The organism is Nannocystis sp. RBIL2, assembly GCF_026626745.1.
In the GTDB taxonomy this organism is placed as follows: domain Bacteria; phylum Myxococcota_A; class Polyangia; order Nannocystales; family Nannocystaceae; genus Nannocystis.
Genome location: NZ_JAPNJW010000002.1, coordinates 2,200,992 through 2,213,328, shown reverse-complemented (window position 1 = coordinate 2,213,328; position 12,337 = coordinate 2,200,992). Strand labels below are relative to the sequence as shown.

8 protein-coding genes are annotated in these 12,337 nt (G+C 72.0%); 6 read left to right on the top strand and 2 right to left on the bottom strand.

Annotated features, from left to right (window positions below; genetic code table 11):
* The first annotated feature begins 118 nt into the window (after positions 1-118).
* Positions 119-1,306 carry an aminotransferase class I/II-fold pyridoxal phosphate-dependent enzyme gene (locus tag OV090_RS33885; RefSeq protein WP_267708820.1) on the top strand — a complete coding sequence of 396 codons (1,188 nt, stop codon included), beginning with the start codon at positions 119-121 and terminating at the stop codon, positions 1,304-1,306.
* A 75-nt stretch (positions 1,307-1,381) separates the two neighbouring features.
* On the opposite strand, the gene OV090_RS33880 is transcribed toward OV090_RS33885, so the two are convergent.
* A complete protein-coding gene (locus OV090_RS33880) occupies positions 1,382-2,926 on the bottom strand; it encodes a response regulator (RefSeq protein ID WP_267708819.1) in 1,545 nt (514 codons plus the stop codon).
* Positions 2,923-4,917: a response regulator gene (locus OV090_RS33875; protein ID WP_267708818.1), complete on the bottom strand. Its 1,995-nt coding sequence runs from the start codon at positions 4,915-4,917 to the stop codon at positions 2,923-2,925. Before OV090_RS33875 ends, OV090_RS33880 begins: the two co-directional genes overlap by 4 nt.
* Before the next feature lie 126 nt (positions 4,918-5,043).
* On the opposite strand from OV090_RS33875, the gene OV090_RS33870 reads away from it, so the two are divergent.
* The 5 genes from OV090_RS33870 to OV090_RS33850 all read left to right on the top strand — a co-directional run bounded on the left by OV090_RS33870 (position 5,044) and on the right by OV090_RS33850 (position 12,328).
* Positions 5,044-5,658: a biliverdin-producing heme oxygenase gene (locus OV090_RS33870; protein ID WP_267708817.1), complete on the top strand. Its 615-nt coding sequence runs from the start codon at positions 5,044-5,046 to the stop codon at positions 5,656-5,658.
* The gene (locus tag OV090_RS33865; RefSeq protein ID WP_267708816.1) at positions 5,655-6,308 is read left to right on the top strand and encodes a cobalamin-dependent protein; all 654 of its coding nucleotides are present in this window, start codon (positions 5,655-5,657) and stop codon (positions 6,306-6,308) included. The genes OV090_RS33870 and OV090_RS33865 overlap by 4 nt, the downstream gene beginning before the upstream one ends.
* Positions 6,305-7,018: a hypothetical protein gene (locus OV090_RS33860; protein ID WP_267708815.1), complete on the top strand. Its 714-nt coding sequence runs from the start codon at positions 6,305-6,307 to the stop codon at positions 7,016-7,018. Before OV090_RS33865 ends, OV090_RS33860 begins: the two co-directional genes overlap by 4 nt.
* Before the next feature lie 409 nt (positions 7,019-7,427).
* Entirely contained in the window at positions 7,428-9,881 is a 2,454-nt protein-coding gene (locus OV090_RS33855) for a penicillin acylase family protein (protein WP_267708814.1), read from the top strand.
* 5 nt (positions 9,882-9,886) lie between these two features.
* The gene (locus OV090_RS33850; RefSeq protein ID WP_267708813.1) at positions 9,887-12,328 is read left to right on the top strand and encodes a hypothetical protein; all 2,442 of its coding nucleotides are present in this window, start codon (positions 9,887-9,889) and stop codon (positions 12,326-12,328) included.
* Positions 12,329-12,337: the final 9 nt, after the last annotated feature.

The following is a 12,337-nucleotide window of genomic DNA, read 5'->3' as shown; positions in this document are numbered from 1 at the left end:
CGGGAAGTTCCCGGTGCCCAGGCTCCCATGGATCCACCGTGTCCGGCTCGGTTAATTTCGCCCGAGCGGCGCGGTTCCGCGCGTTGCAAGGGGCGGCCTGATGCGCGACGGTGCGCTCGTGACCGGGCCGTCTCGTCTGTCCACGCTCGCCGTCCACGCCGGGGAGCGCCACCCGAACCCCGACGACGCGATCGTGCCACCGATCGCGTGCACAGCGACCTACACGTTCCGCGACACCGCGGAGGTGCGGGATCACTTCGAGGGCCGGGTCCAGCGTGAGGAGTACGGGCGTTACGGCAACCCGTCGGTGGCGGCGGTCGAGCGCAAGCTGGCGGCGCTCGAAGGGGCCGAGGACTGCGCGCTGTTCGGCAGCGGGATGGCGGCCATCTCGACGACGCTGTTCGCCCTGGTGCGCAGCGGGCAGCACGTGGTGCTGACGGCCGACGGCTACCGGCGCACGCGGCAATTCGTGACCGGGTTCCTGCGCAAGTTCGGGGTCGAGTCGACTCTGGTCGAGCCCGGCGACTACGAGGCGCTGGCGGCGGCGATCGTGCCCGGCAAGACGCGGGTGCTGCTCGGGGAGTCGCCGACCAACCCGTACTTGCGGGTGGCCGACCTCGACCGCCTGGCGGCGATCAAGGCCCAGCACCGCGGCTCGGGCCTGAAGATCGTGATCGACGCGACCTTCGCCACGCCGGTCAACCTGCAGCCGCTGCGGCGCGGCGCCGACCTGGTGCTCCACGCCGGCACCAAGTACCTCGGCGGCCACAACGACCTGCTGGCCGGGGCCGTGTGCGGCGACGCCGGGCTGGTCGGTGCGGTCCGGGACCTCCGCGGCATGCTCGGCGGGGTGCTCGACGGCCACAGCGCCTACCTGCTGCACCGCGGGCTCAAGACCCTCTCGCTCCGCGTCGAGCGCCAGAACGCCAGCGCGCTGCGGATCGCCGGCTTCCTCGAGGCCCACCCGGAGGTCGAGCGCGTGTTCTACCCCGGCCTCGCGTCGCACCCCGACCACGCGGTCGCGCAGGCGCAGATGCGAGGCTTCGGCGGGGTGGTCAGCTTCCTCGTGCGCGGCGACCTCGACCGCACCTCGCGCTTCATCGACCGCTGCCGGGTGCCGCGGATCGCCCCGTCGCTCGGCGGGGTCGAGAGCCTGATCGAGCAGCCGGCGCTGATGTCGTTCTACGAGCTGTCGACGGCCGAGCGCGAGGCAGTCGGGATCCGCGACAACCTGATCCGCCTGGCCGTGGGCGTCGAGGACGTCGAGGACCTGATCGCCGACCTCGACCAGGCGCTGCGAGGCTGAGGGACAGGGCCCCGGGGACATGCCCCTTGGGACATGTTCGGTGGGGCATGTCCGAACGGACCTGCCCCGAAGGGCTCACGCCTTGGGCTGGACGCCGGCGACGATCCTGCGCAGGTTGGCGAGCTTGATCGGCTTGACGACGTGCTCGTCGAAGCCGGCCTCGTGGGCGCGCTCGCGGTGCTCGGGCGAGCCGTAGCCGGACAGGGCGATCAGCACCGGGGAGTGGCCGTCGAGCTGGGCGCGGACGCGGCGGGCGACCTCGTAGCCGTCGATGCCCGGCAGGCCGATGTCGACGAAGGCGACGTCGGGCCGCTCGGCGAGGGCGGTGCGGACCCCCTCGAGGCCGTCGGCGGCCTCGGAGACCTCGTGCCCCTGCAGCTCGCACAGCTTGCGCAGCATCTTGCGGCCGTCCTCGTTGTCGTCGACGACGAGGATCCGGCGGCGGCTCGGGGCCGGCGGAGGCTCGCTCGCGGGGGCGGCGACGAGCTGCACCCCGGCGTGCAGCGGCAGGCGGATCTTGAGCTCGGTGCCGAGGCCGAGGCCGTCGGAGGCGGCGGCGATGGTGCCGCCGTGGAGGTCGACGAGGCCCTTCGCCAGCGTCAGCCCGATCCCGAGCCCGCCGTGCGAGCGGTCGAGCGAGCGGGTCGCCTGGGCGAACAGGTCGAAGATCGCGGGCAGGGTGGCGGCGTCGATGCCGATGCCGTGGTCGCGCACGACCAACTCGGCCTGGCCGCCGGCGACTGCGAGGCGGACGTCGATCGTGGTGCCGGAGTCGGAGTACTTGCTGGCGTTGTCGAGCAGGTTCGTCAGCACCTGCTCGATGCGCCCGCTGTCGGCGGACACCGGCACCGGCCCGGCGGGCAGCTCGACGCGGATCGTCTGCCGGCGCGGCTCGGCGACCCGCTGGCGCATGACGTCGACCACGCGCGCGACCACTGCGGCGAGGTCCATCGGCTCGCGGTGCAGCTCGATGCGGCCGCGAGTGACGCGCGAGACGTCGAGCAGGTCGTCGACGAGCCGCGTGAGGAGGGTGAGCTGGCGCTGCATGATCTCGCGCGTCTGCTGCTCGAGCTCGTCGTGCGGCGGGAAGCGGTCGAGCACCGGCAGGCCCATGTGCAGCGCGGCCAGCGGGTTGCGCAGCTCGTGCGCCAGCATGGCCAAGAACTCGTCCTTGCGGCGGTCGGCCTCGACGAGCTGGCCATTGCGCGCGACCAGGTTGGCCTCGGCCTCGTGGAGGCGGAGCAGCGCGCGCACGGTGGCGATCAGGTCCTGGGGTTCGAACGGCTGGGTGAGGTAGCCGTCGGCGCCGGCCTCGACGCCCTCGACGCGGTTGTCCGAGGTGACGAAGGTGGCCGAGGTGTGGAGGATCTTGATGTCCTTCGTCCGCGGGTCGGACTTGAGCCGGCGGCACACCTCGAGGCCGTCGATGTCGGGCAGGCGCACGTCGAGCACGACGAGGTCGGGCTTGTTGCGCGGGTCCTGGGCGAGCGCGATCGCCTCGTGGCCGGTCGAGGCCTCGATGGCTTGCATGCCCGCGTTCTTGAGCATCTTCGAGACCATGTAGCGGTTGGCCACGTGGTCGTTGACGTTGAGGATCAGGGGTTTGCGGGTCTCCCTCAAGCTCCACCTCGTTCGCTGCCCGGCGGCCGTTCGCGGATGCCGGCGTGCCGGAGCGCGTCGCGGATGCGGTTGATCGCAAGCTCGCGCGACAGGTGCTCTTTGGATAGGATGGCCTCGGTGCTCGCCGCCAGCCGCTGGCGCTCCTCCATCGGGAGCGCGTGCGAGGTGACGATGATGACCGGGATCGGCCGCGTGCGCGGGTCGGCCTTGAGCTGGTCGATCACGTCGAACGCGGTCATGTTCTCGAGCAAAAAGTCGAGCAGGATGACGTCGGGGCGCTCGCTCCGCGCCAGGCGCACGCCGTTGTCGCCGTCGGCCGCCTCGAGCAGCTGATACGGGGTGCTCTCGAGGAACTTCTTGATCAGGTAGCGCGCGGCTGGCTCGTCGTCGACGACCAGGACCTTGGCGCCGCGGCCGGAGGCGAGCGCCTGCAGCTTGCGGATCAGCTTGTCCTCGTCGACCGGCTTGAGCCAGAACTCGTCGGCGCCGAGGGCCCGCGCCCGCGACTCGCGGTTCATCACCGTGCACACGAGCACCGGGATGTCGTTCGTCTGCGGGTCGCGCTTGACGTCGGCGAGGAAGTTCCAGGTGTCCTCGCGCTCGAGCATGACGTCGAGCAGGATCGCCGAGGGCCGGACCTGCTTGAGGATCTTGCGCGCGTCCTCGGTGGTGCGCGCGGGCAGGACCTGGAAGCCGGCCATCGCCAGGTAGCGCTCGTAGACGAACACGGCGCTGCGATCGTCCTCGACGACCAGGACCGGCGCGCGCGTCGGGTCGGGCTTCTTCGCGGCCTGCTCGAGCTGGCGGTAGGCGTCGATCTCGGCGTGCTCGAGCGGGACGGTGACCGTGAAGCACGAGCCGGTCCCGGGGGTGCTCTCGAGCTCGATACGGCCGCCGAGCGCCTCGGTCAGCTTCTTGGCCAGCGGCAGACCGAGGCCGGTGCCGTTCGCCGCGCGCTGGAGGGCGCCGTCGATCTGCACGAACTCCTCGAACACCCGCGCCTGGTCCTCGGGGGCGATGCCGATGCCGGTGTCCTCGACGACGACCCGGAGCTCGTCGTCGATGATGACGGCGGACACGCGGACCACGCCGCGCTCGGTGAACTTGAGCGCGTTGGCGATCAGGTTGCGCAGGATCTGGCCCAGCTTGCCCTGGTCGGTCTCGAGCTCGACCTCGGGCGCCGGCTCGAACACCAGCTCGACGCTGTGGTCCTCGCGGACCAGCGGGCGCATCGTCCCGCGCAGCGCGCCCCAGAAGTCGCGCAGGGCGAAGCGGGCGGCCCGGATCGGGACGTTGCCCGCGTCGAGCCGCGACAGGTCGAGCATGTCGTTGATCATCCGCGACAGCTCCTCGGCCGAGTCGCGGATGAACGCGACCTGGGTCTGCTGCTCGTCGTTGAGCGGGCCGTCGGAGCCCGACAGCAGCAGGCGCGAGAGGCCGAGGATCGAGTGCAGCGGGGTGCGGAACTCGTGGCTGACGCCGGCGACCAGGCGGCTCTTGATCTCGGCCGCGGTGCGCAGGCGGTCGGCGTGCTGCTCGAGCTCGTCGTGCAGCGCCCGGATCGCCTTGTTCGACTCCTCCAGCCGGGTCTTCTGCCGCGCGAGCTGGCGGTTGAGGTTGACGATCTCGGTGACGGCGCGGGCGGCCTCGTGGACCGAGTCGGCGTAGTCCTGCGGCAGGAAGCTGCCGACCAGGGCGACGCGCCCGTCGGCCGGCCGGGCCGAGAGCGACAGCGTCATCGGCTTGCCCGCGAGCACCAGCGAGAGCTCCCACGCGGCCACCGGCTCCGCGGCCGCCTTGCGCAGCAGCTCCTCGAGCTTGGATTCGCAGCCGGGCACCACGGCCGCGCGCAGGTCGGCGCCGACCTGGAGCCCGTGCTGTTGGGCTCGCGAGTCCGCCCACTCGATCCGGCCGTCGGGCGCGACGACCAGCGCGAGCTCGCGGCTGAGCGCTTCGATCGTGGCTGCGAATGAGTCGGTGGTGACCTGCATACGGCTGAGCGCGGAGGCTCTCCCCTGTGTGGCTCATACACAAGCTCGCGTCGACCCGTGATAAAAAAATGTTAGCTAAGTCACCCCTCGCTTGACCCGGCGGCGAGAGCGGGGCACGGTGGGATCGTGACTGCGGCCCGCGAACCGCTTCGCCGGCTCAAGGGCGACACTGCGGACCTCCACCAACAGGCGGAGCTCCACGTGCGGATCCTCGACGCCGACGCGACATTGACCGATTACCGCCATTACCTGGCGGCGATGCTCGGTTATCACGCGCCGCTCGAAGATCTGCTGCAAGCGCACGCCGGGCTCGGCGCCGCCGGCTTCGACGCCCCACGCCGGCGCAGGGCGCCCATGCTGGCGACCGATCTCCTCGCCCTGGGCGACGACCCGAGGGGTGTCCCCCAATGTACTTCGTTACCCCCGGTAACCTCGCTGGCGCGCGCGCTCGGGGTCGCCTACGTGCTCGAGGGCTCGACGCTGGGCGGGCGCTACATCCTCGCCAAGCTGCCGCCGCCGCTGGAGCGGCTGCGCGGCCACGCGACCGCTTTTCTGGTCGGCTACGGCCCCGAGACGGGGTCCCACTGGCGAGCCTTCGCGGCGATCGTGGCGCGCGAGCTGACCACCCGGGCCGCCGAGGACGAGGCAGTGGCCGGCGCCCGCGAGACGTTCGTCCGCCTCATCGACTGGCTGGCGCCGCGCACCCGCGCCGCCGGCGGGTCGCTGCGAGAGGCGTCATGACCCCGGCGCTGGCGGAGCTGCGCGACTGTTACCTGCGGGCCCAGCTGGCGGGCGACCGCCGCGAGGCCGTGCGCTTGCTGCTCGAAGACGGCCTGGGGGCGGGGGTGCGGATCGACGATCTGCAGGTCCATGTGATCCGCGCCGCCCAAAACGAGATCGGCCGGCTGTGGCAGCTCAACCGCGTGAGCATCGCCCAGGAGCACATGGCGACGGCCATCTCGCACTTGTCGCTGGCAGCGCTGTTCGAGCGCGCGACGCCGAAGGCGCCGCTCGGCAAGTCCGTGCTGCTGGCGTGCGTCGAGGGCGAGATGCACGAGCTGCCGGCGCGCCTGGTCGCCGACGCGCTCGAGCTCGAGGGTTTCGACGTGTGCTACCTCGGCGCCAACGTGCCGACCGACAACCTCGTCACGGCGGTCCACGAGGGGCATCCGGACCTGATTGGCCTGTCGGTGACGATGAGCTTCAACCTGCCGGCGCTGCGGTCCGCGGTGGCCGGCGTGCGCGAGGTCAGCGACCGACCCATCTTCATCGGCGGGCACGCGACGCGCTGGTCGCCGAGCCTCGCGGGCGAGCTTGGAGTGACGCAGGCGGGCGACAGCGCGAGCGAGCTGGTGGCGTCTGCGCGCCGCCTGGTGGGGGTGGAGCCGTGATCCATCACGAGGCGCTGATCGGCCAGCTCGGAGCGGCCTGCGACCGCCTCACGGAGCGCGTGCTCGGCGAGATGTACGCAGACCCGTTCTGGCGCGAGCGCTTCGGCGCGCGCGCCGACAAGCACGGCCGCCAGGACGGCCGCTTCCACGTGCAGTACCTGCAGCAGGCGCTGGCCGACGACGAGCCGGCGGTGCTGGAGAACTACGCGCGCTGGCTGCAGCAGCTGCTGACCGCCCGCGGCATGTGCACGCTGCACCTCGCCGAGAACTTCGAGCGCCTGGCCGTGGCCGTGGCCGACGAGCGGTGGCCCGACGGGCAGGCCGCGGTCGACCTGCTGCGAGCGGCCAAGGCGGCGCTGGCGTACCCGAACGGCCTGGCCGGCGAGGTGCAGGGCCGCGCCGATACCATCGTCCTCGTCGCCGCGGTGGAGCTCGCCGAGGCTGGCGAGGAGGAGCCGCTGCAGGTCGCGGAGCTCGCCACTCTGGTGTCGTACTGCGCCGACGCGCTGGCGCTGACCTCGCCGCAGGCGCTGGCCGGTCACGTGGCCTGGCTCGCAGGCTACCTCGACCGCCGCGGCGTCCCGCGGGCCCGGCTGGTCCGGCGCCTCGAGGCGATCCGCGCCGCGATCGAGCAGCAGCTCCCAGGCGAGCCCGCGCTCGCCGAGCTGTTCGCCGCGGCGCTCGCGGCCGCGAACAAGTCATCTGTTTGATGGGGCATGTCTCGTGAGACATGTTTCACGGGCCATCCGATTGGTTGGCCGGTGAAGGCTGTACATGTCTCATGAGACATGTCCCGCTGGGCGTCCGCGCAGCTCGCGGAGGATGGGCGCGGGCCAGTGGGCGCCGCGGGTCCGACGAAGTCGGCGTCGACGGGGGCCCGTCGAGGCCGTCGCGGCCGGCCAGACCCCGCGTGAGGAACCGACGCAAAGCGGGGCCGCGGGTCGGCCCGCTCGTGGCTATCGGACGAGGCCCACGAGCAAAGGCACGGGATCGCCCGCGCAGTGGGCTCGGGGCCTCGCGGCGATCGGGGGCGGGAGGTCGCGCAGGGAGGGCGCTGCGAGGTCCGGCGAGGGCGGCGCGCTTGCGCGGCTCTGCGGCGGCGCGTTAGCCTGACGGGCGATGATGCGCAAGCTCGCCGTCCTCGCGCTGGCCCCGCTGTTCGCCTGTGGTTCCTCCAATACCACCACGACCGAGACGGACGGAGCGAGCTCGACCGGGGACAGCGACACCGCGGGGACCACGGGGGCGCCGGCCTACCGCGCGACGATCCGGCGCACCAGCTTCGGGGTCGCGCACGTGCAGGCCGACGACCTCGGCAGCGCGCTGTTCGGTCAGGCCTACGCGTTCGCGCAGGACCACGCGTGCACTCTGGCCGACCAGATCGTCAAGGTTCGCTCGGAGCGGGCCAAGTACTTCGGCCGCGGCAACGGCGACGCTCACCTGACCAGCGACTTCGCCTATCTCTCGCTCGAGGTCGGGCTGCGGGCGCAGCGGATGTGGGACGCCGCGCCGGCCGACGTCAAGGAGGCGATCGAGGGCTACGCGGCCGGGTACAATCAATACCTGCGCGACACGCCGCCCGGCGATCTGCCGCCCGATTGCGCGGGGGCGCCGTGGGTGCGGGAGATCGAGGCGCTCGACCTGGTCCGCTATTACGTCGACCTCGGGCTGCTCGGCAGCAGCAATCAATTGGCGGGCTACATCGGCACTGCGCAGCCGCCGGGGGCGCCGCTGACGGTGCCGGGCGGGCCGCTCGAAGGCCTCGGCACGCTGACGAGCGGCGGCTTCGGCAGCAACGGCTGGGCCCTCGGCGGCGACAAGACCACCGGCGGCGGCGGCATGGTCGTGGCCAACCCGCACTTCCCGTGGACCGGCGAGCTCAAGCTGTGGGAGAGCCACGTGACGGTGCCGGGCGAGATCGACATCTACGGCGTCGGCCTGATGGGCGTGCCCGGGGTGCTGATCGGCTTCAACGACGAGCTCGGGTGGACTCACACGTTCTCGGCGGGCACGCGGTTCACGTTCTACAAGCTGACGCTCGATCCGGACGACCCGACCGCGTACCTGTACGATGGGACATCCCGGCCGATGACCGCGAAGACCTTCGAGGTCGAGGTCGCCGGCGGCGAGAAGGTGTCGCGCACGCTGTGGTACAGCCATTACGGGCCGATGCTCAACGTCGACCCGATCGGCTGGTCGACCGACATCGCCCTGACCTACCGCGACGCCAACATCGAGAACCCGCGGATCATCGAGCAGTTCCTCGGCATGGACAAGGCCAAGAGCCTCGACGAGTTCAAGCAGGTCTATCAGACGGTGCAGGGCATCCCGTGGGTCAACACGATGGCGGCCGACAAGCACGGCAACGCCTGGTACGCCGACGCGTCCGCGACCGCCCAGATCTCCGAGGCCGCGATCGCCGGCTGGCGCGCGGCCGTCGAGGACGACTTCCTCACCGGTCTGCTGTACCAACAGGGCGGCCTGGTGGTGCTCGACGGCAGCGACTCGACGTATGAATGGCAGGACAGCGGCGACGCGCGCGCGCCGGGGCTGGTGCCGTTCTCGGGCATGCCGCAGCTCGATCGCCGCGACTTCGTGTTCAACGCCAACGACTCGTACTGGCTGGCCAACCCGGCCGCGCCGCTCGAGGGCTTCTCGCCGCTGCACGGGTCGGAGCGCGCGCCGCAGTCGCCGCGCACGCGGGTCAACGCGATGCTGCTGCAGAACGAGCCGCCGTTCGTGGCGGCCGGCGAGGACGGGACGTTCTCGCTGGCGGAGATCCAGGCGGCGATCCAGGGTAACCACTCGCTGACCGCCGAGCTGGTGCTCGCCGATCTGCTCACGCGCTGCGACGCCCAGCACCTGGTCGAGGTCGCCGGCAGCGTCGTCGACCTGCGCACGATCTGCCAGCTGCTCGGCGCGTGGGACCGGCGCTTCGACCCGGACAGCGTCGGCGCGGTGCTGTTCCGCGAGTACCTCGCGGCCTACGGGGCCGACTCGGTGCTCGACCGCGGCTCGCTGTTCAGCGTGCCGTTCAATGTCGACGACCCGATCCACACCCCGCACACGCTGATCGCCCCGGCCGAGGGCAAGGTCGACGGGGCCTTGGTCGCGCTCGGCGAGGCGGTGATCAACCTGAAGACCGCCGGGGTGCCGCTGTCGGCCCCGCTCAAGCAGCTGCAGCGAGCGCCGCGCGGGGGCGTCGAGATCGGGGTCCACGGCGGGTTCGCCAAGGAGGGCATCGCCAACGTGGTCGGTTACAACGCCGGCCTCAACTCGACGCTGCTGCCCAAGGTGTACCGGCCGGCGCCGATCGACGGCACCGCGGGCCTGACCGAGCGCGGCTACGTGATCAACTACGGCTCGTCGTTCGTGATGGCGGTCGAGCTCGGGCCCGACGGGCCGCGCGGCGAGGCGTTCCTGACCTACTCGCAGTCGGAGGACCCGCGCTCGCCCCACTTCCGCGACCAGACCGAGCTGTTCTCGCGCAAGCAGTGGCGCCCGCTGCTGTTCCGCGAGGCCGACATCGCCGCCGACCCCAACCTGCACGAGACCGTGGTCGAGGGCGGGTGAGGCCGATGCGCGCGTTCTTCCTCTACGCCGGGATCGCCCTCGTCGCGGGCTCGACGCTCGCGCTCGAGATCTTGCTGACGCGGATCACCAGCGTGATCGCGTGGTACCACCTGTCGTTCTTCGTCATCGCCCTGGCGATGCTCGGCATGACCGCGGGCTCGATCTACGTGTTCATGCGGCCAGGTCGCTTCGGCCAGTCGGTGGTGGTCCGCCGGCTCGCCCGCAGCTCGGCGCTGTTCGCCGCGCTGGCGCCGCTGGCGGTCGCGTGGACGATGTCCGGGCCGCTCCTGCCGGTCACCGACCTGATGGGCTTCTTCGCCCTGCTCGGCTTCGGCGCCGCGCTCGCGGTCCCGTTCGCGGCGGCCGGGGTGGCGCTGACGCTGGCGCTGACGCGCACCGGCCTGCCGCCGGGCCGCGCCTACGGCTGTGACCTGCTCGGCGCGGCGGCCGGCTGCGGCCTGGTGATCCCGCTGCTCGACGCGGTCGACGCCGCCAGCGCGGTGCTGGTGGTCGGGGCGGTCGCGGCGCTGGGTGCCCTGGCCTTTGCGACATGTGACGAAGAACCTGGCGAAAGGCGCAGGTCCCTCGGGACATGTGCCGGGCTGGCGCTGGCGCTGCTGGCGTTCGCCGGCTTCAACGCGGCCGCCGAGGCGCCGCCGCTGCGCCCGGCGTGGGTCAAGGGCCTGCGCGAGGACCCGCGCGAGTTCATGCACGTGGCCTGGAACACGCACTCGCGGGTGACGGTCGGCGCCGAGATCGCGCTGCCGCCGTACCTGTGGGCGCCCGGGCGCAACATGCCGCTGGAGGCGCGAGCGCCGATCCAGCAGCGGGTGCTGAAGATCGACGGGGCGGCCGCGACGATGATGGCCGAAGGGTCAGGTTCGGACCACGCCTACCTCGACTGGGACCTCAGCACGTTCGCCCACCGGCTGCGCCCGCACGGGCCGGCTGCGGTGATCGGCGTGGGCGGCGGTCGTGACGTGCTGGCGGCGCTGCGCAGCGGCCACGCGCCGGTGGTCGGTGTCGAGCTCAACGCGGCGATCGTCGACCTGCACCGGCGCTCGATGGCCGACTTCTCGACCATCGCGTCGCGCCCGGGCGTGGAGCTGCACACCGACGAGGCGCGCAGCTTCTTCTCGCGCGACCGCCGGCACTACGACGTCATCACGATGTCGCTGATCGACACCTGGGCCTCGACCGGGGCCGGGGCCTACAGCCTGTCGGAGAACGGGCTGTACACGGTCGAGGGCTGGCTGGTGTTCCTGCGCCGCCTGGCGCCCACCGGGGTGTTCACGGTGTCGCGCTGGTACAAGAAGGAGTCGCCCGGCGAGACCGCGCGCATGGTGGCGCTGGCGATGGAGGCGCTGTGGCAGCTCGGAGTGGAGCAGCCGCGCGCGCACCTGCTGCTGCTGCAGATCGAGAGCGTGGCGACACTGCTGGTGTCGCCGACGCCATTCAGCAAGGAGGACCTCGACCTGATGCAGCGCGAGGCGGTGCGGATCGGCGTCAACATGGTGCTCACGCCGCGCCGCCTGCCGGCCCAGCCGCTGCTCGCCGAGCTCGGCGCGATCGAGGACCGCGCGGCGCTGTGGCAGTGGGCGTCGCAGCAGACGCTGGACCTGACCCCGCCGACCGACGACCGCCCGTTCTTCTTCAACATGCTGAAGCCCGGCACCTGGCTCGAAGGCCAGGAGGACGTCAGCCAGCTCGACCTCGGCTTCCTCGGCAACCTGCAGGCGACCCAGACGCTGGTCTATGCGACCCTGGTCAGCCTGCTGCTGACTCTGGGGGCTCTGCTCGGGCCGCTGGTGGCGAGGCCGCCGGCGACGACCGAGGCGCCGCGCCCGGAGCCGGCGAGCCGCGGCCTGGCCCCGGCGACCTTGGCGGCGGCGCTGGCCTACTTCGCGCTGATCGGCCTCGGCTTCATGTTCGTCGAGATCGCGCTGCTGTCGCAGGTCGGGGTGTTCGTCGGCCACCCGACGCTGTCGCTGGCGGTGGTGCTCGGCGGCATCATCCTCTCGGCGGGCGTGGGCAGCCTGATCAGCGGCAAGCTGGCGGTCGAGCGCGGCGGGGCGATCGCGTGGCTGTTCCCGCTGATCCCGGCGTTGATGGTGGTGGCGGTCCGTTTGGCGACCGGCCCGGTGACCGAGAGCTTCGCCGGCGCCGAGACGACCGTGCGCGTGCTGCTGTCGATCGCGCTCATCGCCCCGCCCGCGATCGGGATGGGCATCTGCTTCCCGCTCGGCCTCCGCCTGGTCGAAAGGGCAGGCGGCCACGCGGTCACGCCGTGGCTGTGGGGCATCAACGGGGCCTTCGGGGTGTGCGCGAGCGGCCTGGCCCTCGGGACATCCATGACGTGGGGGATCTCGACGACCATGGCCGTCGGCGCGGCCTGCTACCTGGCGCTCGTCGCCTGCGCGCGCAAGCTCGTGCGCGCAGGCGGGTGACGAAGGCGA